The organism is uncultured Sphingosinicella sp. (genome assembly GCF_963974575.1).
Lineage (GTDB): Bacteria > Pseudomonadota > Alphaproteobacteria > Sphingomonadales > Sphingomonadaceae > Sphingosinicella.
In genome coordinates, this window is record NZ_CAXBBQ010000002.1 from 118,278 (window position 1) to 141,024 (window position 22,747).

Genomic DNA, 22,747 nt, shown 5'->3' on the forward strand with positions numbered 1-22,747 from the left:
CGGCTTCTAGTAAATGCCGCCGGTGGATTGCAAGAAGTCGCTGTCGGAGCGCACGATCTCGCGCTTTTCGAATGGGTCATAGGCAGCCGCGAGGCGGCGCGGTTCGCTTTCGGGCTTGAATGCTTCCCAGATCACGGCCGCACGCGGATCGGTATCGACCTGCCAGCCGCCATACACGCGCTTGCCGGACCGGCGATCGATCCGCACCATGCGCACGCCCGGCGCGATCTCGAACGGCCTCTTGGGCATATCCTTCAGCGCGGCGATGGCGAACTGCTTGAAAACCGGCGCGGCAAGCGTGCCGCCCTGCGCGTAGCCGCCCATGTTCTTCGGCTCATCGAAGCCGAGGTAGAGTCCCGCCACGACATCGGGCGTGCCGCCCACGAACCATACGTTCGTCGGGCCGTTGGTCGTGCCTGTTTTTCCGAACATCGGGCGATTGAGGTCGCGCAGAACGACGGCGGTGCCTCGCTGAACGACGCCCTCCAGCATATGCACGACCTGATAGGCGGTCTTGCCGTCGATTGCCTGCGGCCTTGCATCGGCGGGGCGCGGCATTGCATCGCCATCCCAATCCGGCGTGTTGCAGCCCGCGCAGTCGCGCGCGTCGGCGCGATAAATGGTACGGCCGTGTCGGTCCTGGATCAAATCGTAAAGCACCGGAGACTGCCGCTTGCCGCCGTTCGCAAGCATCGCATAGGCGTTCGTAAGCTTCAGCACGGTCGTCTCGCCCGCGCCAAGCGACATGGAAAGCACCGGCGCCAGCTTGGCGATACCCATCTGGTCGATCGTCTCGACAACCTTGTCCATGCCCGTGTTGTAGGCAAGGCGCACCGTCATCAGGTTGCGCGATTGTTCAAGACCCCAGCGCATCGTCTGCGGGCCCGCGTAGCCGCCCGAAAAGTTCCTGAAGCACTTGGTGCCGAGCGAGCGCGTCTGAAACACGCAGTACGGTCCGTCGACGATGACAGACGCAGGCGTGTAGCCGTTTTCGAGTGCCGCTGCGTAAACGAACGGCTTGATCGCCGATCCCGGCTGCCGCATCGCCTGCGTCGCGCGGTTATATTGAGAGCGGCGGGCGTCGAAGCCGCCGACCATCGCGAGCACGCGGCCCGTGGAGACCTCCATCACCACCATGCCTCCGCCGATGTCCGGGATCTGGCGCAGCGTATAATCGCTGCCCGAAATGCGCTTCACGGGGATGACATCGCCGGGCGCCAGCCGCTGGAACGCCGGCACGCCGACGCCGCGCACGGGAAGCGAAGCGTTCTGTGCGGACATGCGGCCGTTCGTGCCGTCCTCGAAGCCGAGCGAAATCACGCCGCCCGCCTTTTCGAGCACCACTGCCGCGCGCCAGTCATCATAGCCGACAGGCAGGTTCACGGCGCGCAGGCGCTGCGGCCAGCCTTCGCCAAGCTCAATCTTGTCGGTCGCTCCGCGCCAGCCGCGCGGACGGTCGTATTTCACCAGGCCATCGCGCAGCGCCATTTCGGCGGCGCGCTGCATTTCCGGGTCGATCGTGGAGCGAACCCAAAGCCCGCCCGTATAGATGCCGTGCTCGCCCTCTTCGCCGTACTTCTCCACGAGCTCGCGGCGGATATCCTCCATGAAATAGTCGCCGGTGCGGTCACGCGGGATTTCTGCACGATTGACGACGACGATCGGCTCGGCAGCGGCGGCACGCGCTTCCGCGGCGGTCACATAGCCGTTCTCCGCCATCTGCCCCAGCACCCAGTTACGGCGCGCGAAGGCGCGGGCGCGGCCCTTCTCGTTGGAGGGGTTGTAGTTGGCGGGTGCCTTCGGCAGCACAGCGAGGAACGCCGTCTGCGCCAGCGTGAGCTCGTCGACCGGCTTGTTGAAATAAGCGAAGGACGCGGCCTGCACGCCGTATGCGCTGCGACCGAGGAAGATCTGGTTCAGGTAAAGCTCGATGATGTCGGGCTTGGTCAGCGCCTGCTCGATACGCCGGGCGAGGAAAATCTCCTTCACCTTGCGCACATAGCTAACTTCATTCGTCAGCAGCAGGTTCTTCGCCACCTGCTGCGTGATCGTGGAAGCGCCGACGGGCCGCTTGCCTGTACCCATCGCCTTTAAGTTCGTGATCGCGGCCTGGAAGATACCGGGCAGATCGAATCCGGGGTGCGTGAAGAACGTCTTGTCCTCGGCGGACACGAACGCGCCCACGAGCTGCTTCGGCGTCTGTTCGTAATCGAGGAAAATACGTCGTTCGCGCGCGAACGACGTAAACGGCGTCCCATCCGCCGCGCGCACATGGCTCGGCAGCGGCGGTTCGTATTCGGCAAGCTGCGCCGCATCGGGAAGCCCGCGCGCAAAAACAAGCCAGGCGACGAACACGACGAGGACGCCGAACAGCACGCCACCACACACGACATAGCTGAGCGCCCGCGCCCAACCCGGCAGGGCACGGAACTGGGCCCTCAGCCGGGCTACTATCTCGGCAATACGCGCCATTGCCCGAGCCTATAGACGCTGCTTGCGAATGAGGAAACCTGCTGGCGACAGGATGAGCGAATTTCCTTCAACCGAATGAGGGTGTGTGAGGATACCGTTCAGCGTGGAGAGAAAACGGTGAAATTTGAGAACCGGCGCGCAGCGTATGAAAGGCGCGTGAGCACCGGAAGCGCAGAAGACCGACGTTTGCGGCCCAGCATGGGCTGGACATTCATACATCTTAGCTCACAATCTTGCTGTGATGCAGCGCAGCGATCCGTTTCGCCAGCCAACGATGGTCCCGTGCCTCCTGGATGCCGAACACATCTCCGGCCGGCAGGAACGCGTCTATAAGTTTGTCCAGCACTTCGGAGGCGATCACCCCGCCCTTCACCGTAAACACGAACACGATCTGGGGCTTACTCGAATGAACGAGATCGCGAAACGCTGCGCGCAGCGTCCGAACACCGTGGACTGAAGCCGCCAGCGCGACAAGCTGCTCGCGCGTCGCCGGATCGAGCGGGCGCAGCCTTGCATTTTCGTCGATCGTTGAAGACTCGTCGTTCCTTATGCGCTCCATCGCTTCGGCATCTTCCAGAAGCGACATGTAGCGCTGCGTTTCCTCAGGCCGTGCGACGGCGTGAAAATAACCGACAAGGCGCCTGTAGGCTGGCGCTTCAAGCACCCGCTCCGCGGCCGCAGCGTCTAGTAGGTCTGCAACGCCCTCCTCGTTTCCAAGATCAAGCAGGACGTCCCCCCTGCGAAAGCGCGCGACGTGCGTATCCGGATAGTGTTGAAGAACAGCCGAAAACGCGCCGACCGCCGCCTCTGGGCCATCAATGCCCTCGACGAGCAGAGCGAGACGTAACAAATCGTCGGAGGTTGCCTCTTCACTGGCGGTCTTTTCCGCGAGCACGGCTCGCTCGGCGATATCCGCCTGACGCTGTGCGAAGGTTTCCGCCCAGATCGGCGCGGCCCAGGCACGCCACTCCCCATCGAAACCGCTCTGAATCGCTTCCAGTTTCTCACCGAGCAGGAATGCTGCCGAGGTATCGAGGGGCGGCGGCAGGTCGAAACCCTCGCCAAGCGCCAAAAGACGCTGTTCGAGTGTGGGGTGTGTATCGCCGATGCCCGCCAGTTCCCGAAGCGCCCGATCAAGCGCTTCGGGATCGGCGGGTGCGCTTGATTGCAACGCCTCGGCAAGGGAATGATAGGGCGACAGGGGCGGCTCGGAATCTTTGCCCGCGTTGCGCCAGATGTCGGACCAGGTAGCGGAAAACCGCTCAGACTGGACCGCAATCCGTTTCAGCGCATGCCCTGCGACGGAGGTGCCCGCGACATTGGCAGAAACCCTGTCCGCCTCGTATTCGTGCTGCCGGGAAAGCACGAAGCTGTAGGCTGCGAACCATGGCCCGTACCACCCGAAAAAGCGGCGTAATAAGCCCGCGACGAATCCTTGCGGAAGGCGTTCGGAAATTTGCCCCCAACGCACCCGGATTCGGTACACAAACCCCGAAGTGTGACCGTGTGCACCCGCGAAATGGCCAAGTTCATGCGCGATGACCGCCTCGACTTCCTCGGCGCGCATCGCCATCAGAAGCGGCAACCCAAGATAGAGCGTGTTACGCGCACCGAAAATCAGAAATGTCGCATCCTGGTTGACGGCGGCATTCAGTTCATTGGTTATGCGGACTTGGTGGATCCTGGGCCCGCCGCTCCCCATCCGCACGCGTTCCAGCATTGCAAATAGGGCTGGGGCGTCCTCCGGGCGCACCTCCACGCCGACGGGTTCCGGCCGCGGCACCCATAGGGCCCGAATCAGCGAAAACGAGAGCAGCCCGAACACAAAGGCGCCCTTCAATTCTGCGGCAACGCCGGTACGCGTCGTCAGTATCAGCCAGAGCATCAGCAGCGTGAGTCCGACAAGCAGCAGGAGCAGACTACCGATCACCGCATAGCCGAAGAATCCGGCCGCCACGACTTTGCGGCGGTAGCTGCCGGGGTTTACACGCGCCGATGCCTCGAGGCCGGCAATCATGGATGCGAAACGCGGCTCCAACGCCACAACCTGACCCCAAGCGGACTGAGACTGCGCATTCGGCGCGCGTATTACTTTCATAAACCTTGCAGCCCCCTGGCCTCACCTACCGTTTTCTCAGCTTATATTGACGATCATTGCCCAACAACAATGAATCGGGTTCGTAACGACAAGAATATCCGCGCCCGCTCAAACCGTCATCGTCTCGCAACAGGACTTGCATTGAACCGTCGCTTGTCGCTGCTAACCGGCCGCCATGGATACGGATTTTCCTCACGAACACTGCCTTCAGGTCCCCGCGCATCTGAAGGCTTCGCTCCGAATCATGCTGCTTGCGAAGCATGCCTGCGGCGATGGCAGTCCCGACATGGTGGACGGCAATCATGCCCAGTATCACCATGAACTGCGCCGCACGCTCGAGAAAATCGGCCTCCATGTCGTGGCCGCCAACAGCTTCGACGCGCTCTTCGCGGAGCCCGACGTCGATTTCGTGTTTCCGCTGCTGAACCGCGCCGGGTTCCTGAACAGCGAAATGCTGGCGCCTCTGCTGCTCCAGCGTCTCGGCATCCCATATCTCGGCGCTTCGCCGATCCTGCGCGGGCTTTCGGACGACAAGCACCTGATGAAGCTCGTGGCCCGGCAGCACGCCGTCCCGACGTCAGACTGGCGCATCCTCCGCCGCGGCACTGATCTTGCCGTCGTCCCGGCGCTGGACGCAGCGCGCTACATCATCAAGCCGAATGCCTCTTCGGCCTCCTGGGGGATTGGTGTCAGCGAATGCTGGTCGGGGGCACTCGCCCACGCCGCGCACCTCCACACCGCGGGCCACGACGCGATCATCGAGCCGTGGCTGCCCCTGCTGGATGTCGCCGTCCCGGTTGTCGGCGGGCGTTCGGAGGAGCCATGGCTGCTGCCCGCGATGGCTTACATCCCCGCCGATCCCGACGCGCTTCGCAGCTACGAGGAGAAGCGCGCGCTGACCGACCAGCGGGACGACCCGCTGGAGGTGCTCGCCAATTCGCGCGTCGCCGAGCGGCTCTATGCGATGACGCGCGCGCTGTGTCGCGAACTCTGGCCGTTCGACTACGGCCGCTTCGAATTTCGCTACGATCCCGCGACCGAGAGCGTGTGGTTCATGGAAGTGAACCTCTCGTGCAATCTCTGGTCGAAAAAGAGCATCTCCCGCTCCGCCGCGACGCTTGGGATCGAGCATCACGAGCTCGTCGAGTCCATCGTCGCGCACAGCCTGTGGCGGCAGGGGTTGATAACCGCCGCTTCGGACCGGCTTGTCGCCTGAAATGAGCGCCGGCTTTTCCGCGATCGTCCTTGCAGGCAAGCGCGACGGGCGCCTCGATCCGCTCGCCGCGAACGCAGGCGTCTCGCACAAGTGCCTCGTGCCCGTCGCCGGCAAGCCGATGCTCCTCCACGTCCTCGAAGCACTGGACGGCTCCCCAGGGGTTGCCCGGATCGTCGTTTCGATCGACGCGCCTGAAATTCTCGCGCCGCTCGTCCGGCATCTCGGCAGCGGACGCATCATCGTGGAGCGCTCCGCGCCCAATCTGGTCGACAGCGTGATCGGCGCCGCGGATGCATCCACTCCGCCCTTCCTCGTCACCACTGCCGACAACGTGAACCTGACACCCGCGAGCGTCGCCGAAATCCTCGCTGCATCGCAAGGCGCGGACGCCGCCGTCGCATTCGCCCGGCGCGAGCACGTTATCGCCGCCCATCCCGACGGGCAGCGCCGCTTTTACCGCTTCCGCTGCGGCGAGTATTCGAACTGCAACACTTATGTGATCGGCTCGCGCGAAGCGCTGAAGGCCGCCGAAGTTTTCCGGGGCGGTGGCCAGTTCGCAAAATTCCCGATGCGGATCGTGAAGGCGTTCGGCCTCCTGAACCTCATCCGCTTCCGCTATGGTCTTGCGACGCTCAGCGGCGCATTCCGCGGCTTCTCACGGCGGTTCAGCTTCACCATCCATCCCGTCCTCGTCACCGACGGCGCGCTTGCCATCGATGTCGACAACGAGCGCACGCTGCATATTGCCGAGACGATCCTCGGCGAACGCGGTTCAGCGCTGAGCGAGCCGCCGCAGGAAATGCGCCTCGACCGCACGGCGCACAGCCTTGGCGATGCGCTGCTGGCCTGACGAGGAGAAGAGGAACTTCGAGTCCTCCTCGTTCGAAAGATAGCCTGTCTCCAAGAGCACCGAGGGCACATCCGGCGCCTTCAGCACCAGGAAACCCGCAAAGCGATGGAACTGGCTGCGCACCTTGATGTCCTCGCGCATCTCGCGCTGGAGGATCGCCGCGAACTCGGCAGAGGTGTTCATCGTTTCCCGCTGCGCGAGGTCGATGAGGATGTCGGTCACCTCGTTGGTTTCAACCGCGAGATCGACGCCGGCGATAATGTCCGAGCGGTTTTCCTTGGCGGCGAGACGCGCGGCTTCGGCGTCGGACGCGGTTTCCGAGAGCGTGTAAACCGTCGCCCCGCTCGCGTTCGGTACAGGCGCACTGTCGGCGTGCACGGAAATGAACAGCGAGGCATTGCTGTGCCGCGCGATACCGAACCGGTCGCGATGGCGTAGATACGTATCGCCATCGCGCGTCAGGATTGCCTTCACGCGTCCCGAAGCGTCGAGTTCCTTCTTGATCGCCTTGGCGATCGCGAGAACGACATCCTTCTCGTATTTCTTGGCGCCAAGGACGCTGATCGTACCGACGTCCTTGCCGCCGTGTCCTGCATCGATCACGACGACCGGCAGCCGCCCTGTCAGGCGGGGGCGCGGCGGAGCCGCCGCGACCTTGGCGGGCGGGACCGCAGCAGATTTTGCGACCGCCGGGATAACCTTGGCGGGGTCAGGCACAGCGGGCTTCAGAACCGATTTGGGCGGTGGCGCCGAGGGCGACACCGATGCAACAACCGGTTTTTCCGTCGTTGCGGGCGCCGCGATCAACGTCTCGCGCCCCGCCGCAACAAGCTTCGCGAAGGCCGCTTCGGTCGTCGGGGCCACGGTCAGTCGCAGTTTCCCGCCGGAAAATGTGCTCGATGTGATCCGCGCAGGCGATGCGAGATCCAGAACCATCCGCGCCGTATCGGCGTCGAACTGAGCGTTCCGCACCTTGGCGACAAGTCCCTCACCCGGTTTGGAGCCGCCCGGCGCCGTCATGCCGTCGAGATCAATGGCAAGTCGCGGCGGGCCGGACAGTGCGAAAGCCGAAATCCGTCCGGCGCCTTCCGTGCCAATGGTGATGGAAACGCCATCGCCGCTTACTGCAACCACCGCATCGCCAAGCCGCGCGGCCATGGCAGGCGCGGAAAGGGCAATACACACCGCGACCAGCGGTGCGCAAAGCGCCTGCCCTCCCCGCCTCAACCAGCGCGACATTTCCTCTCCCCCGCAACAGCCCTTTTGTTCGCCCCAAAAGACCCTGGAAATGGCGAACTTCTGCCGAATCTTATGGTTAAGGTTGGCAGTGTTCAAGTGAATTGCACATTTCCGTAACGCTTTGTGTTGTTCATGCCACGCATAGCTGCTAGCAGACCGAATAGCGGCCAATGTCCGGTCCTTCGACAGTGTCCAAACCGTCTACTCTTCTATCGGGTCGATGGTTTCACGCCTTCCCGCGCGAAACGGCACTGGCATTCTGCCGGACGGGGAGATGCTGCCGCTAAGATCGAGGTTTTGACGCATGTCGGCAATGCGATGCCATGAGGAGACGATGAAGGCGATGGCCTTCCCCTCGGCGCGCGATATGCGGCTCGCCACAGTTCCAAACCATCGGAGCGCGGGCTTGCCCGACGCTCCCGTAACACGTGCCCCATCGCCTGCGGCTGAAGCAGCAGCGGTGCCGCGGCCTCGGAGAACACTAAATGTCAATGCGCATGCTCATCGACGCGCGCCACCCGGAGGAGACCCGGGTCGCCGTCATCGAAGGCAACCGGATCGAAGAATTTGACTTCGAATCCGCCCAGAAGGAACAACTGAAGGGCAATATCTACCTCGCCAAAGTTACACGCGTCGAACCCTCACTGCAGGCGGCGTTCGTGGAATATGGCGGAAACCGGCACGGCTTCCTCGCCTTTTCGGAAATCCACCCGGATTACTACCAGATCCCGAAAGAGGATCGTGACGCGCTGCTCCGCGAGGAGCGCGAGGCCGCCGAGGCGCACCGCGCCGAGATGGACGCCGAGCACGAAGACGATGACGACGACGCGGAGGGCGCCGAAGAGCCGTCCGACGACGGCGAAGACGGCGAGCCGCCCGCGCCGACCACGGTCGGCAGCGATCATCACGACGACCATGACAACGCCATGCGGGCGAAGCGCCAGAACCTGCGCCGCCGCTACAAGATCCAGGAAGTCATCAAGCGCCGGCAGGTGCTGCTGGTGCAGGTCGTCAAGGAAGAGCGCGGCAACAAGGGTGCGGCGCTCACGACGTACCTCAGCCTTGCTGGCCGTTACTGCGTGTTCATGCCGAACACCAACCACGGCGGCGGCATCAGCCGGAAAATTTCGAACCAGAGCGACCGCAAGCGGCTGAAGTCGATCGTATCGGAGCTGCAGCTGCCCACGGGCATGGGCTGCATCATCCGCACCGCCGGCCTGTCGCGCACGCGCGCGGAAATCCGCCGCGACTTCGATTACCTCACACGCCTTTGGGACGAGATCCGTGAAAAGACGCTGGCTTCATCCGCGCCGGCGCTGATCCACGAGGACTCCGACCTCATCAAGCGCGCGATCCGGGATATCTACAATCGCGACATCGGCGAAGTGCTGGTGGACGGAGACGAGGGATACCGTGCGGCCAGGAACTTCATGAAGCTCCTGATGCCAAGCCACGCGAAGAAGGTTCAGCAATACGTTGATCCTGTTCCACTTTTTCAGCGCTTTCAGGTCGAACAACAGCTCGCGGCCATGTACCATCCGGTGGTGCAGCTGAAGTCGGGCGGCTACATGGTCATCAACCCGACCGAGGCGCTCGTTTCGATCGATATCAACTCGGGCAAATCGACGCGCGAGCACAATATCGAGGAAACCGCGCTCAAGACGAACCTTGAGGCGGCGCGCGAGATCGCCCGCCAGCTTCGCCTGCGCGACATGGCGGGCCTCGTCGTCATCGACTTCATCGACATGGACGTGCATTCGAACAACCGCAAGGTCGAGAAAGCACTGAAGGAAGCGCTGAAGCACGACCGCGCGCGCATTCAGGTTGGACGCATCTCGTCGTTCGGCCTCCTGGAAATGAGCCGCCAGCGGCTGCGCACGGGTGTGCTCGAAGCCTCGACGCACGTCTGCCCGGTTTGCGAAGGCGCGGGCATGGTCCGCACGATCCAGTCCGCCGCGCTCGGCGCGCTGCGCGTGCTGGAGGCCGAGGCGCTGCGCGGTAAACACAGCCGCATCACACTGCGCCTGCCGTTCGAGGTGGCGATCTACATGCTCAACGTGAAACGCAGCCAGATCTCGCGCGTCGAGGATCTGTACGGCGTCATGGTTGAGATCGCGCCGAACGGCGACCTCAATGTCGGCGATCAGGAGATCGACGGCAGCGGCCCGCCGCCCGTCGCCCGCGTCAACCTGCAGGCGCCCGTCGCCCTCGCCCCAGAAGATGACGACGACGATATCGTCGAGGACGAGGAAGAAGAGGAAGAAGAGGTCGAGGCCGAAGCCTCCGACCGCCGTGAGCACAGCGATGAGCGCCGCGACGAGGGTGGCCGCCCGCGCCGCCGCCGCCGTGGGCGCGGCCGCAAGGATCGCGAGCGCGACGACGAACGCCGTCCCGCGCCGCAGGACGGTGCGGAGGCTGTCGAAGCTGGAAGCGAAGATGCGGACGAAGCCGCAGAGAGCGCGGAAACGCACGAACAATCGCGCGACGATCGGGATGAGGACGGCAGCAAGCGCCGCCGCCGTCGCCGTGGTCGCCGTGGTGGCCGTCGCAGGAACGGTGACGAGGTCGGAGGCGAAGCCGCAGAGGGCGGAGCCAGCGAAGGCGAAGGCGGTTCGGATGGTGAATCCGCGCCGGAAGCCGAGCCGGCTGCGGAGGAAACACCCGCGGAGCCCGTGGAAGCCGAAGCCCCTGCCCGCAAGCCGCGTGGCCGTCGCAAGGCCGTGAAGGCTGAAACCGCGGAAACCGTGGACGCGGCCGAACCGGAAACGGTCGAAGCGCCTGTCGTTGAAGCGCCTGCGGCCGAGGCTGAAGCCAAGCCCAAGCGGACCCGGCGCAAGAAGGCGGAAACGGTGGAAGCCGCGCCCGAACCGGAGCCCGCCGCACCGGCTGAAGAGGTTGCCGCAGAAGCCCCCGCAAAGCCGAAGCGCGCGCCGCGCCGCAAGGCCGCCGCCAAAAACGCGCCTGCAGCGGAAACCGTGTCGGAGGCCGTGGAGGCCACTGAGACGGTCGAGGCCGCCGCAAACGATACGGGGGAAGACGCCGCACCGCCGCGTAAGGGTTGGTGGCAGCGGACGTTCGGCGACTGAGACGCCGGCATTCCAGAGACTTGGCGGCGGCGGGCTTGCAATCGCCCGCCGCCGCCCTAGTTTCGCTCAGCGGGGGTTCAGTCGCGAAAGGTGATAGGGCGGCGATGACATCCCGTTTTGTTTCAGCCCGGAAGCCTTTTTCGGTGGTCCTGCGCCTTCTTCTCGCCGCTGTCCTCGCCATTACGGCGTCGATCCGCCCCGCGCTTGCCCAAAGCATCCTACGCGACGCGGAAACCGAAGCCTTCTTCCACGAAATCTCCGCGCCGCTCGCCGAAGCTGCCGGGCTCAATCCCCGTTCGCTCGACGTCATCCTGATCGGCGATTCCTCGATCAACGCCTTCGTTGCGGGCGGACAGGCGGTGTATATCCATAGCGGCCTCATCATGGCCGCGGACGACGTCAATGAAGTGCAAGGCGTCATCGCCCACGAAATCGGCCACATCACCGGCGGCCATGTCGTGCGCTTCAGCGAAGGCGCCAAGGCGGCGACGTCCATCACCCTCCTCTCGATGCTGCTCGGCGCAGCGGCAATGGCCGCGGGCGCGGGCGAAGCGGGCATGGCGATCTTCGCAGGTGGACAACAGGCCGCTCTCGGCAAATTCCTCGCTTACTCACGCACGCAGGAATCGGCAGCGGACCAAGCCGGAGCGACCTTCCTCCACAAGGCCGGGATTTCGGGACGAGGGTCGATCAACTTCTTCAAGAAGCTGCAGAATCAGGAATTCCGCCTGGCGATCCCGCAGGACAATGGTTACGCGCGCACACACCCTTTAACAGGCGATCGCATTGCCGCGCTGGAAAACACATACAAGACCGACGCGGCATGGGAAAAACCCATCGAGCCTGCGCTGCAGGCGAAGTTCCTGCGCATCAAGGCGAAGCTCTACGGCTATATCGAGGAGCCCTCGCGCACGTTCCAGAAGTATCCCGATACCGATACGTCAGTGCCCGCGCGCTACGCCCGCGCCTATGCCTGGCACAAGAATGCCTACCCGGACCGTGCGGAGACCGAGATCGATTGGCTGCTCAGGGATGCGCCGGACGACCCCTTCTTCCTTGAACTCAAGGGTCAGGTGCTGCTCGAATCCGGCAAGGTCGGCGATGCGATCGGCCCACTGCGCCGTGCGGTGGCGCTCGCGCCCGATCAGCCGCTGATCGCCGGAATGCTCGGCCATGCGCTGATCGCGACCGAGAAGCCCGAGAACACCGATGAAGCGAAGCGCGTGCTGCGCGCTGCGGTGGCGCGCGACAACCGCAACCCCTTCGCCTGGTATCAGCTCGGCATCGCCTATGCGCGCGGCGGCGACGAAGCGCGCGCCGCACTCGCGACCGCCGAGCAGAACAATCTCACCGGCAACGCGCAGCTTGCGCTCGCCAGTTCGCGCACGGCGATGGCGGGCCTCAGTCCCGGCACTCCGGACTGGATTCGCGCGCAGGATATCTACATGGTGAGCCAACACGCCGTCGAAGACGAGAACGGCAAGCGGAAACGTCGTTAGGGGCTTTATGATCGATTTCTACAAACGCCTGCGTGCGCGCTGGCCGCTTGCGGCCAACATCGCGGGCGCGCTTGCGCTGCTGCTGCTCGCGGGCGGCCTGCTGATGCTGCTCACCGGACGCCAGCCTTCCGTCGCGAACGGCGGCGCGCTCACGAAGGCGCAGCGCGAGGAGGTGGAGAAGATCGTCCACGATTATATCCTCGCGCACCCGGAGATCATCCCCGAAGCGGTGAACCGCCTGCAGGCGCGCGAGATTTCCACCCTCGTCTCCCAGAACCGCGACGAGATCGAAACGCCCTTCGGCAGCGCATGGGCGGGCGCCAAGAACGCTGACGTTACGCTCGTCGAATTCTTCGATTTCAACTGCCCCTACTGTCGCCTTTCGCACCCGGACGTCGAACGACTGCTGAAGGAGGATGCGAAACTTAAGGTCGTGTACCGAGACCTTCCCGTGCTCGGCGAAGCCTCCCGCGAAGCCGCGCTTGCCAGTCTTTCGGCGGCCGAGCAGGGCAAATACCGCGCCTTCTACAACTGGATGTTCACGGACAAGGCGCGCGTCTCCACACAAAAGACGATCGAAGGCGTCCGCAAGGCCGGACTCAATGAGGCGCGCACGGCGACCGACATGAAAAGCGAACGCCTGAAACGCGAAATCGACAAAAACCTCCGCCTCGGCAACGCACTCGGCCTCACCGGCACGCCGAGTTACGTGGTCGGCAACCGCGTCCTTTCGGGCGCGGTGGGCTATGACGAGCTGAAAAAGGCGATCGCGGAAGCCCGCAACGAGGGTTGAAACGCTGAAGCGATAAAATCGCACACACCCTCCACAGTTCGTCTAACGTTCGCATCGACCTGGCGGTGATTCTGCCGTTCCGGTCGATGGAGGGGCACCATGACCGCAAGCGCCAAGCCGCAGATGATCGGCTTCTGGATGACGGCTGCACTCGTTGTCGGCACCATTATCGGCTCAGGCATCTTCATGCTTCCGGTCAGCCTTGCGCCCCTCGGCCGCAACGCGCTGATCGGCTGGGTGATCAGCGGGGTTGGCATCCTGTGTATCGCTTATGGTCTCGCGCGCCTGTCGCGCCTTGGCGGCGACGGCATTCAGGCCAATGTCGAAAAGGAATACGGGCCGACGGTCGCATTCCTTGTCGCGTGGAGCTTCTGGGTGTCGAATTGGGTGGCGCAGGCGGCGGTGGCCGTGGCCGCGGCGGCGGCACTGTCGTTTGTCAGCCCGGCGCTCGGCGGTGAGGCTGCGATCGTCCCGATGGCAATCGGCTGGCTGGTGCTGCTCACGGCGATCAACGCAGCGGGTGTGCGCGCGGCAGGCAGCTTTTCGATCGTTACCGTTGCGATCAAGCTGATCCCCTTGCTGGCGGTCGTCTTCCTCTTTGCCGAACGCGGCGTCACAGGCGGCACCTTCGAACCGCTCGCGCCGCTGCCGGTCAACTTCGCCAATATCGCAACGGCGACGGCGCTGACCTTTTTCGCCTTCACCGGCTTTGAAACGGCAACGACTCCGGTCGGCAAGGTCCGCGATCCCGAGCGGACGATCCCTCGCGCGCTGATCGGCGGCACGGCCTTTGTCGTTGTGCTCTATCTCATCGCCGGAACCGCGATCCAGATGCTGCTGCCGACCAGCGCCATCGTCGCTTCACCAGCGCCCTTCGCCGATGCGCTGGTGTCGCGCTGGGGCAACACAGCCGCAACCGTGAGTGCGCTCACCCTCGCGGTCGCGGCGATCGGATGCCTGAACGGGTTGATCCTCGGCACCGGCGAGCTTGGTTATGCGATGGCACTGCGCGGCGAAATGCCTAAGGCCATGACAAAAACGCGCGGAAGCAACACGCCCGTCGTCGCGCAGATCGTAGCCACCGTCCTCAGCGTCATTCTGCTGCTTGCGAACAGCAGCCGCGCGACGGCGCATCTCTTCACGTTCATTATTCTGCTTTCAACCGCCGCGATGGTGCTCGTCTATCTGACGTCGGCGCTCGCGGCGTGGCGGTGCAGCCCTGCCCCTGCCCAGCGTCTCCTGATCGCGGGCGCGGTCCTCTTCATCGCCTTCGCGACCTACGGCATCGGCCTCGAAGCGAGCCTGTGGTGTCTGGTGCTGCTTGCGATCGGCCTTGTCGTTCGTGCCGTGATGTTCCGGCTCAACCGGCTAAGCGCAGTGAGCACGACGCAATAGGCGGCTTCCGCTCACTTCACCCGCGTCCACACCTGCGACTTGCAGCCGATGCCGCCGATGAGGCAGCCTTTCCCTTCGAGCGTATCGGCATCGATGATCGTGACGGTGCCGTGGAAGGTCCGGTTGATGTCGGGCACGAAGACCTTCCCCTTCCAGCGGCCTTCCTGCTGCTCCTCGAAATCCTGGAAGAGCTGGCGACCGATAAGCTGATCCGTGCCGCCGCGCCGGGCGTCGGCCTTGGCCTTGTCATTCGCCCACACCACGACGCCGCACATCTTGCCGCCACATTCCTGCGCCTCGACGTGAACGCTGTTCTTCGGGTTCTTCCACGTGCCGTAGGTGCGTTCCGAAAGCGTCGCGTCCTGCGCCAGCGCGGGCGCGGCAAGCAGCATCATCGACATCAGCACCGATCGCATCATGGCTACCGCCTCCCGAACAGCTTCTCGATATCCCCACGCGCGAGCTTCACATAGGTCGGGCGCCCGTGGTTGCACTGGCCCGAATGCGGCGTCGCCTCCATCTCGCGCAGCAGCGCGTTCATCTCGGTGACGCTGAGCGATCGGCCTGCCCGCACCGAGCCGTGGCAGGCCATGGTTGCGAAGACTTCGTCGAGCCGTTCCTTCAGGCTGTGCGCCGCGCCGAGGCTGGTGATGTCGTCGGCGAGATCGCGCACCAGCGCTTTCGCGTCGGCATTGCCGAGGATCGCGGGCGTGGCGCGCACGAGAATGGCGCCCGCGCCGAAGCGATCGATCTCCAGCCCCATTTCGGCAAGCTCGGCGGCGTGGGCTTCCAGGCCGTCGCATTCGGCTTCGTCAAGCTCGACGACCTCGGGCAGCAGCAGCGCCTGCGCGCGGACGCCGCCGCCTTCCATCGCGCGCTTCATCTTCTCAAGCGTCAGCCGCTCGTGCGCGGCGTGCTGATCGACGATGACGAGAGAATCAGCCGTCTCCGAGACGATCCAGCTGCCATGCACCTGCCCGCGCGCCGCGCCGAGCGGGAACGCCGTCAGGTCGGTGTCGCGACTCTCCGCGTAGACGGGCGACGGCGCTTCGGCGCGTGCCTGCGGCGGAGCGTTGAAACGGAAGCTGTGCTCGCCGAACATCGACGCTGAGCGGTGCGACTGCGGCGCGGGCGCCAGCGGCTCGGCGTGAAATGCTGCAAGCGCAGCATCCGAAACCGTCGTCGCAGCGTGACCGCTGCCGGTGTCGAGCGCGTGACGGAGCCCCGAGACGATGAGCCCGCGCACCAGCGCCGGATCGCGGAAGCGCACCTCGGTTTTCGCGGGGTGGACGTTCACATCCACGAAATCGAACGGCACGTCGAGGAACAGCGCGAGCACGGGATGCCGGTCCCGCGCCAGGAGATCGCGGTAGGCGCCGCGCACCGCACCGAGCAGCAGCCGGTCCTTCACCGGACGCCCGCCAACGAACAGATACTGATGGTCCGCCGCGCCCCGGCTGTAGGTGGGCACCGCCGCGAGCCCGCCAAGGCGAAGCCCATCGCGCACCAGATCGATCGCGACGGCGTTATCGGTGAACTCTTGCCCCAGGATCGCCGCGAGGCGCGCAACGCGGGCACTTTCGAGGAGGTCGGCGGAAGGCTGCGCGTCGAGGATACGGCGGCCTTCGTGGGCAACGCCGAACCCCACGTCGGCGCGCGCCATGGCGAGGCGGCGCACGGTATCGAGGCAAGCGGCAAGCTCGGCGCGGGGGCTTTTCATGAACTTGCGGCGTGCGGGCACCTTGCCGAACAGGTCCGCGACCGAAACGCGCGTGCCGGGCGGCAGTGAAGCGGGACCGTCGCGCTGGATGACGCCGTGGTCGATCTCGATCTCCCATCCCTCCCCGCCTGTGGTGCGGCTGGTGATGCGAAAGCGGCTGACGCTGGCGATGGAGGGCAATGCCTCGCCGCGGAAGCCCATCGTGGCGATGGCTTCGAGGTCGCCGGTCGGCAGCTTCGAGGTGGCGTGGCGTTCGAGCGAGAGGCGGAGGTCGTCCGCATTCATCCCGCAGCCGTCGTCGGTGACGGCAATGAGATCGAGGCCGCCGCCTTCAAGTTCGACCGTGATTCGCGTGGCGCCTGCATCAAGCGCGTTTTCGACCAATTCCTTCACCGCGCTCGCAGGCCGCTCGACGACTTCACCGGCGGCGATGCGATTAACGAGGTCTTCAGGCAAGCGGCGGATCGGCATGACCGCGTCTTCCTAGCAACGATCGCAAGGCTTTGTTAGCGGTTCGTCGCGTATTGCGTGGTGAAAGCCGCGTTAACCACGGAATCGACGCCAATGCGCCCCTTGCACTTCCCTGCGACAACGCTGCATATGCAGGCTAACGCGCGTCCTCACGCATAGAAGAGAAGAACTCCATGCTCAGCCGCCTTTTTGGTTTTCTTGCCCAGGATATGGCCATCGATCTCGGCACCGCCAACACGCTCGTCTACGTGCGCGGCCGGGGCATCGTGCTCAACGAACCGTCGGTGGTTGCGATCGAAACGATCAACGGCCGCAAGATGGTGAAGGCTGTCGGCAACGACGCCAAGATGATGATGGGCAAGACACCGGGCAACGTGGAGGCCATCCGCCCCCTACGCGACGGTGTGATCGCCGACATCTACGTCGCCGAGCAGATGATCAACCACTTCATCAAGAAGGTGCACACGCGCAAGTTCGGCAATTATCCCGAAATCGTCATCTGCGTGCCGTCGGGTTCCACCAGCGTCGAGCGCCGCGCCATCCGCGACGCTGCGAACAACGCCGGCGCCAGCCAGGTCTATCTGATCGAGGAGCCGATGGCGGCCGCGATCGGCGCGGGAATGCCCGTGACGGAGCCGATCGGATCGATGGTCGTCGACATCGGCGGCGGCACCACCGAAGTCGCCGTGCTCTCGCTGCGCGGCCTCGCCTACACGACCTCCGTGCGCGTCGGCGGCGACAAGATGGACGATGCGATCGTCAGCTACGTGCGCCGCAATCACAACCTTCTGATCGGCGAAGCCACCGCCGAGCGCATCAAGAAGGAAATCGGCACCGCGAAGCCACCACTCGATGGCGTCGGCGTGACGCTCGAAATCAAGGGCCGCGACCTGATGAACGGCGTCCCGAAGGAAATAACCATCAACCAGGCGCAGATCGCCGAAGCGCTGTCGGAGCCGGTGTCGGCGATCGTCGAAGGAGTCCGCCAAGCCCTTGAAAACACAGCGCCAGAGCTCGCCGCCGACATCGTCGATCAGGGCATCGTCCTCACCGGCGGCGGCGCGCTTCTCGGACAACTTGATGAAGTTCTGCGCGATGCGACCGGCCTACCCGTCACCGTTGCTGACGATCCGCTGACCTGCGTTGCGCTCGGCACGGGCCGCGCGCTCGAAGAGCCGATTTTTCGCGGCGTCCTGACCACCGCACTCTAGGGAGTTACTGCGGATGGCGTGGCCACCCCGCAGATCGAGCGGGCGGAGTTCGCGCCGTCAACGCAACATCGCGCTCCTGGGACGTGCGGCGACGATCGCCGCTGTCGCCATCGCCGCGATGCTGCTGGTGCTGAGCCGCGCCAGCCCCGACCGATATTCGGCGCTGAGGAGCGGCGCGGCCGATCTCGTTGCACCGCTGTGGGCCGTTATTCTCGTACCGCTGGCAGAGGTTCAGGCCGCCGCAGGCTCCGTCGCCGACTATTTCCGGGCGGTCGAGAAGGTGCGCCTGCTCGAAGGCCGTGACCGGATGTATCAGATCGAACGCGAGCGGCACCTGCAGGCGCTGCATGAAAACCGCGAACTCAAGAAACTTCTCAAGGTCATAGAACCGTCGCGAGAGCGCATCGGCGTGTTCGCGATTTCGGGCTCCAGCACGGGTGCCTACGTCCGCTATGCACTGATCAGCGGCGGCGCACGCCACCGCATCGAACCCGGTCAGCCCGTGCTCGCGGCTGCGGGCCTCATCGGGCGCACCGTCGATGTCGGCAATCGCGCCACGCGCGTGATGCTGCTGACTGACGTATCGAGCCGTGTACCCGTCCGCGTCGTGCGCACCGGGCTGCCCGCGCTGCTCATCGGCAAGAACCTGCCGCTGCTGGATGTCGACCTCTCGGGTCCCTCGAATTCCGTAGTCCGTGTCGGCGACCGGCTCGTCACATCGGGTGACGGCGGGCTCTTCCCGCCTGGACTTGCTGTCGCAACCGTCGTTCGCGTTTCCGGCGACATGCCCGAAGCCCGCCCCGCGACGACCCCGGACGGGCTCGATTACGTAATCGTCGAGCGTCCTTATATGCCCCCGATGCCGCTTCCCGAAGAGACGCCGCGGGACCGCGAATCCCACCCCGAAGCCGTCATCCAGCAGCAGGCCGCCGAGTGATCACGACGCCGTGGCACCAGATGACCACGCGCGAGCGGGCGCGCTGGATCTTCGACCACTGGAAGCTGGCGATCCCACTGATCGTCGTTGTCACCGCCTACATGGTGATGACGCTGCCGATGTTCGCACCGCTACCCGTGATGCCCAATCTGGCGCTGCTGCTCGTGCTGCTCTGGACGCTTTATCGCCCACAGCAGATGCCGGAATGGACGGGGCTCCCGATGGGGCTTGCCGGAGATATCCTGCTCGGAACGCCGGTCGGCGCGAACGGGCTGCTGCTGCCACTATTCATGATGCTCGTGCGCTATGCCGACGCACATGTTCGCCGCGCGAGCTGGATCGGCGACTGGCTGTTCAGTATCCCCATGCTGTTCGTGTACCATCTGGCGCTGTGGAGACTTTGCGCCCTCGTTGCGGACCCGTTCCCCTTCCTTCCGCTCGCAACGCAGACAGCGGCGACGATTGCTGTGTACCCGTTCGCCGCGCACTTTTTTGCACGGATCCAGCGTAGGTGGGCGCCGTGAAGCTCACCTCCGAAGCCGCACGCGAGCAGATGTTCACGCGCCGTACGCTTTTTGTGGGCGCAGCGACCGGCGGCCTCGGCCTGCTGCTCGGCGGGCGCATGGCTTATCTTTCGATCTTCGAGCAGGAGAAATACAAGCTCCTTGCCGAGGACAACCGCGTTTCCGTGCGGCTGATCCCGCCTCGGCGCGGCTGGATCGTCGACCGGAACGGCAAGCCGCTTGCCGTCAATCAGCCCGATTACCGGCTGGAGATGATCCCCGAACAGATCACAGATCTCGAACAAACACTCGCCGATCTCACCCGCCTGTTGCGGCTGCCGCCCGAAGAGGTCGCGCGGATTCGTGAGGCGGCGGCGACGCAGCCGAAATACCTCCCCATTCAGGTCGCTGCCGGCATCAGCTGGAACGATTTCGCCGCGATCAACGTGCGCCTGCCCGATTACGACGGTGTGCAACCGGTGCGCGGCTTTACGCGCTATTACCCCGATGGCGAGGCGGTCGGCCATCTGCTCGGCTATGTCGGCGCACCGACGCGCGAACAGTATCTCGCCGCGGACCGCGATCCGCTTTACCTCCACCCAGCCTTCAAGCTCGGCAAGGACGGCATCGAGAAGGTACTGGACGTGCCCCTGCGCGGTAAGGCCGGTGCGCGCCGCGTGGAGGTGAACGCGCGTGGCCGCGTGATCCGCGAGCTTTCCACGGTGAACGACACGCCGGGCCAGACGGTGAAGCTCACCATCGACCGTGATCTCCAATCCTTCGCGGCGCGGCGGCTCGGACCGGAATCGGGCAGCGTCGTCGTGATCGACGTGTGGACCGGCGACGTGCTGACGCTCGTCTCGATGCCCGCGTTCGATCCCAACAGTTTTTCCGACGGCATCAGCCACAAGGAATGGAACGCGTTGATGTCGGATGATCACAATCCGCTCATCAACAAGACCGTGCAGGGGCTTTATCCGCCCGGATCGACGTTCAAGCCGGTCACAGCGCTTGCCGCGCTCGAATACGGCATCGACCCGGAGGCGACGGTGCATTGCCCCGGCGCCTATTATCTCGGCAGCCACCGCTTCGGCTGCTGGCGGCGCGGCGGGCACGGCACCGTGAACCTCGACAAGAGCATTTTCCAGAGCTGCAATGTCTATTACTATACGCGCGGCCGCGAGATCGGCATCGAGCGCATTGCCAACATGGCGAAGCGCCTCGGGCTCGGACACGAGTATGAGAGTTTGTCGCTGCCCGCGCAGCGCGACGGCCTCGTTCCCACGCCTGAATGGAAACGCCGCCGCTACGACAAGGAGTGGCTGACCGGCGAGACGCTGAACACCGCGATCGGCCAAGGCTACATGCTTACTTCGCCGCTGCAGCTTGCCGTGATGTCGGCGCGCATTGCTTCAGGCCGGAGCGTCGTGCCGCGCCTCGTTTCTGGCGGCAGTACGCCTGGCACGCTCGACGTCGATCCGGAGCATCTGGCGCGCATCCGCTATGCGATGGGTCTCACCGTGAACGGCCCGCAGGGCACCGCCGGACGTTCTCGCCTGCCAATCCCCATACAGATGGCGGGCAAGACCGGCACCGCGCAGGTGCGCGCGCTGACCAGCGCGACGCGCGGCGCCAATTACAAGTCGATCCCCTGGAAATTCCGCGACCACGGCCACTTCATCGCCTTCGCGCCGGTCGAGGAGCCGCGCTACGCCGTGAGCGTCGTCATCGAGCACGGCGGCGGCGGGAGCATAACCGCGGCGCCCATCGCCAAGGATGTGATGACCTTCCTGTTCGCGCCCGAGGTCGCGATGGCCGCGCTGGAACGTCTGGAGGAAGGCTGGGGCCGCGAGGCCGCGCAGCGCGCTGCCGTAGCTGCCGCAGCGGCGCAGGCGGCCGCCCCACCTTCACCCACAGAGCCCATCCCGGATGCTTAACAGCGCGCTTCCCGATCGGCTGCAGGCGCTGCCCTGGCGGATGTTGCTGACGCTGCTCGCGCTCGGCGGGTTCGGGCTGGCCGTACTCTATTCGGCCGCTGGCGGGCACGTGCGCCCGTGGGCGTTTAATCAAGGTATACGCTTCACGCTGTTTTTCATGATGGCGCTCGCCATGAGCCAGGTGCCGCTGTCCTGGTGGCTGCGCGCGGCCTATCCTGCCTACGGCATTGTCGTCGTGATGCTTCTCGGGGTCGAGATTCTTGGCAAGGTGGGCGGTGGTAGCCAGCGCTGGCTCGATCTCGGCATCATCCGGCTGCAGCCATCGGAGCTCATGAAAATTGCCATCGTGCTCGCGCTGGCGCGCTTCTTTCACTACCTGCCGCGTGTCGAAACGCAGCGCTGGGGCAGCCTCGTCGCACCCGCGATCCTCATCGGCCTGCCCGTTGCGCTCGTCATGCTGCAACCCGATCTCGGCACAGCGCTCTCGATCGCGTTCGGCGGGGTGGTGATCGTGTTTCTGGCGGGCGCGCGCATGTCGCTGTTCGTCGGTGGCGGCGCTGCGCTGGTCGCGGCGATTCCAATCGCCGTCAGCCTGCTGCACGATTATCAGCGGCGGCGCATCCTCATCTTCCTCGATCCGGATGCCGATCCGCTCGGGGCGGGCTACCACATCACCCAGTCGAAGATCGCGATCGGCTCGGGCGGGCTTTCGGGCAAGGGCTTCCTGTCGGGTACGCAGAGCCACCTTCAGTATCTCCCGGAGCTGCATACCGACTTCATCTTTGCGACTATGGCTGAGGAATGGGGCCTCTTCGGCATGGTCTTCGTGCTCGCCTGCTACGTCATCATCCTCGGCTGGGGCTTCTCGGTGGCGCTACGAGCCCGTAACCAGTTCGCGCGGCTCACTGCGGCGGGCCTCACCTGCACCTTGTTTTTCTATGTGTTTGTCAATCTCGCGATGGTGATGGGCTTCGCGCCGGTGGTCGGCATTCCGCTGCCGCTGATGTCCTATGGCGGATCGGCGATGATGACCGCGATGCTCCTGATCGGCATCCTGCTTTCGATCGATCGCCAGCGCGAGGAAAGCATGATCGGCGAAGGTCCGTCGTCATTCTAGCGCGTCGGCATCAATTCCGGCCTTGCAACCCCGCATACCCCGCGCTATAGCCCCCGCCTCGCGGTTGAAAGCGGCGCCCCGGCGCCTATCTCATGCCCGGTGTGGATGCATAGCTCAGTTGGTAGAGCAGCTGACTCTTAATCAGCGGGTCCTAGGTTCGAGCCCTAGTGCATCCACCACTCTCCCCCTCCCGAAACCTGAAT

The 22,747-nt window shown here is 64.6% G+C and carries 16 protein-coding genes and 1 tRNA gene; 12 read left to right on the forward strand and 5 right to left on the reverse strand.

The genetic code is table 11. The annotated features are described in order from the left end of the window. Positions 1-6 precede the first annotated feature (6 nt). Positions 7-2,472, reverse strand: coding sequence for a PBP1A family penicillin-binding protein (locus AAC014_RS03695; RefSeq protein WP_339704210.1), 2,466 nt, complete (start codon positions 2,470-2,472; stop codon positions 7-9). 220 nt (positions 2,473-2,692) lie between these two features. Continuing rightward, complete coding sequence (locus AAC014_RS03700; RefSeq protein ID WP_339704212.1) at positions 2,693-4,516, reverse strand: M48 family metallopeptidase; 1,824 nt, start codon at positions 4,514-4,516, stop codon at positions 2,693-2,695. A gap of 298 nt (positions 4,517-4,814) precedes the next feature. On the opposite strand from AAC014_RS03700, the gene AAC014_RS03705 reads away from it, so the two are divergent. Both AAC014_RS03705 and AAC014_RS03710 read left to right on the forward strand, forming a co-directional pair. After that, on the forward strand, positions 4,815-5,786 hold the full coding sequence (locus tag AAC014_RS03705; RefSeq protein WP_339704214.1) for a phosphoribosylglycinamide synthetase: 972 nt from the start codon (positions 4,815-4,817) through the stop codon (positions 5,784-5,786). Position 5,787: 1 nt separating this feature from the next. Next, a complete protein-coding gene (locus AAC014_RS03710; RefSeq protein ID WP_339704216.1) occupies positions 5,788-6,636 on the forward strand; it encodes an NTP transferase domain-containing protein in 849 nt (282 codons plus the stop codon). On the opposite strand, the gene AAC014_RS03715 is transcribed toward AAC014_RS03710, so the two are convergent. Next, complete coding sequence (locus AAC014_RS03715) at positions 6,559-7,875, reverse strand: N-acetylmuramoyl-L-alanine amidase (RefSeq protein WP_339704218.1); 1,317 nt, start codon at positions 7,873-7,875, stop codon at positions 6,559-6,561. The two genes, AAC014_RS03710 and AAC014_RS03715, sit on opposite strands and share 78 nt — an antisense overlap. Before the next feature lie 485 nt (positions 7,876-8,360). On the opposite strand from AAC014_RS03715, the gene AAC014_RS03720 reads away from it, so the two are divergent. From AAC014_RS03720 to AAC014_RS03735, 4 genes are all read left to right on the forward strand, one after another. Continuing rightward, positions 8,361-10,961 carry a ribonuclease E/G gene (locus AAC014_RS03720; protein ID WP_339704220.1) on the forward strand — a complete coding sequence of 867 codons (2,601 nt, stop codon included), beginning with the start codon at positions 8,361-8,363 and terminating at the stop codon, positions 10,959-10,961. Positions 10,962-11,104: 143 nt separating this feature from the next. Next, positions 11,105-12,460 carry a M48 family metalloprotease gene (locus AAC014_RS03725; RefSeq protein WP_339704222.1) on the forward strand — a complete coding sequence of 452 codons (1,356 nt, stop codon included), beginning with the start codon at positions 11,105-11,107 and terminating at the stop codon, positions 12,458-12,460. 7 nt (positions 12,461-12,467) lie between these two features. Continuing rightward, complete coding sequence (locus AAC014_RS03730) at positions 12,468-13,253, forward strand: DsbA family protein (RefSeq protein WP_339704223.1); 786 nt, start codon at positions 12,468-12,470, stop codon at positions 13,251-13,253. Between the two features lie 99 nt (positions 13,254-13,352). Further along, positions 13,353-14,648, forward strand: coding sequence for an amino acid permease (locus tag AAC014_RS03735; RefSeq protein WP_339704225.1), 1,296 nt, complete (start codon positions 13,353-13,355; stop codon positions 14,646-14,648). Between the two features lie 11 nt (positions 14,649-14,659). Here the strand turns inward: AAC014_RS03735 and AAC014_RS03740 are convergent, their stop codons facing one another. Both AAC014_RS03740 and mutL read right to left on the reverse strand, forming a co-directional pair. Further along, positions 14,660-15,067, reverse strand: coding sequence for a DUF2147 domain-containing protein (locus tag AAC014_RS03740; RefSeq protein ID WP_339704228.1), 408 nt, complete (start codon positions 15,065-15,067; stop codon positions 14,660-14,662). A gap of 2 nt (positions 15,068-15,069) precedes the next feature. Next, a complete protein-coding gene (mutL, locus tag AAC014_RS03745; protein ID WP_339704230.1) occupies positions 15,070-16,839 on the reverse strand; it encodes a DNA mismatch repair endonuclease MutL in 1,770 nt (589 codons plus the stop codon). 173 nt (positions 16,840-17,012) lie between these two features. On the opposite strand from mutL, the gene AAC014_RS03750 reads away from it, so the two are divergent. From AAC014_RS03750 to AAC014_RS03775, 6 genes are all read left to right on the forward strand, one after another. Then, the gene (locus AAC014_RS03750; RefSeq protein WP_339704232.1) at positions 17,013-18,050 is read left to right on the forward strand and encodes a rod shape-determining protein; all 1,038 of its coding nucleotides are present in this window, start codon (positions 17,013-17,015) and stop codon (positions 18,048-18,050) included. A gap of 13 nt (positions 18,051-18,063) precedes the next feature. Further along, positions 18,064-18,987 carry a rod shape-determining protein MreC gene (gene mreC, locus AAC014_RS03755; protein WP_339704234.1) on the forward strand — a complete coding sequence of 308 codons (924 nt, stop codon included), beginning with the start codon at positions 18,064-18,066 and terminating at the stop codon, positions 18,985-18,987. Then, the gene (gene mreD, locus AAC014_RS03760; protein WP_339704236.1) at positions 18,984-19,511 is read left to right on the forward strand and encodes a rod shape-determining protein MreD; all 528 of its coding nucleotides are present in this window, start codon (positions 18,984-18,986) and stop codon (positions 19,509-19,511) included. The genes mreC and mreD overlap by 4 nt, the downstream gene beginning before the upstream one ends. Beyond that, positions 19,508-21,427: a penicillin-binding protein 2 gene (gene mrdA / locus AAC014_RS03765; RefSeq protein WP_339704238.1), complete on the forward strand. Its 1,920-nt coding sequence runs from the start codon at positions 19,508-19,510 to the stop codon at positions 21,425-21,427. Before mreD ends, mrdA begins: the two co-directional genes overlap by 4 nt. Continuing rightward, positions 21,420-22,544 (forward strand): rod shape-determining protein RodA, encoded by a 1,125-nt coding sequence (gene rodA, locus AAC014_RS03770; RefSeq protein ID WP_339704240.1) that lies wholly within the window; start codon positions 21,420-21,422, stop codon positions 22,542-22,544. The genes mrdA and rodA overlap by 8 nt, the downstream gene beginning before the upstream one ends. A gap of 103 nt (positions 22,545-22,647) precedes the next feature. After that, positions 22,648-22,723 (forward strand) — tRNA-Lys (locus AAC014_RS03775). The last annotated feature ends 24 nt before the right edge of the window (positions 22,724-22,747 follow it).

What these genes read in the sequence shown, in the direction of transcription:
- AAC014_RS03695 (WP_339704210.1), bottom strand. Translation starts at nt 2,472, where the DNA reads ATGGCGCGTATTGCCGAGATAGTAGCCCGGCTGAGGGCCCAGTTCCGT.
- mreC (WP_339704234.1), top strand. Translation starts at nt 18,064, where the DNA reads ATGGCGTGGCCACCCCGCAGATCGAGCGGGCGGAGTTCGCGCCGTCAA.
- rodA (WP_339704240.1), top strand. Translation starts at nt 21,420, where the DNA reads ATGCTTAACAGCGCGCTTCCCGATCGGCTGCAGGCGCTGCCCTGGCGG.
- AAC014_RS03720 (WP_339704220.1), top strand. Translation starts at nt 8,361, where the DNA reads ATGTCAATGCGCATGCTCATCGACGCGCGCCACCCGGAGGAGACCCGG.
- AAC014_RS03710 (WP_339704216.1), top strand. Translation starts at nt 5,788, where the DNA reads ATGAGCGCCGGCTTTTCCGCGATCGTCCTTGCAGGCAAGCGCGACGGG.
- AAC014_RS03735 (WP_339704225.1), top strand. Translation starts at nt 13,353, where the DNA reads ATGACCGCAAGCGCCAAGCCGCAGATGATCGGCTTCTGGATGACGGCT.
- AAC014_RS03715 (WP_339704218.1), bottom strand. Translation starts at nt 7,875, where the DNA reads ATGTCGCGCTGGTTGAGGCGGGGAGGGCAGGCGCTTTGCGCACCGCTG.
- AAC014_RS03740 (WP_339704228.1), bottom strand. Translation starts at nt 15,067, where the DNA reads ATGATGCGATCGGTGCTGATGTCGATGATGCTGCTTGCCGCGCCCGCG.
- AAC014_RS03705 (WP_339704214.1), top strand. Translation starts at nt 4,815, where the DNA reads ATGCTGCTTGCGAAGCATGCCTGCGGCGATGGCAGTCCCGACATGGTG.
- AAC014_RS03730 (WP_339704223.1), top strand. Translation starts at nt 12,468, where the DNA reads ATGATCGATTTCTACAAACGCCTGCGTGCGCGCTGGCCGCTTGCGGCC.
- mutL (WP_339704230.1), bottom strand. Translation starts at nt 16,839, where the DNA reads ATGCCGATCCGCCGCTTGCCTGAAGACCTCGTTAATCGCATCGCCGCC.
- AAC014_RS03750 (WP_339704232.1), top strand. Translation starts at nt 17,013, where the DNA reads ATGCTCAGCCGCCTTTTTGGTTTTCTTGCCCAGGATATGGCCATCGAT.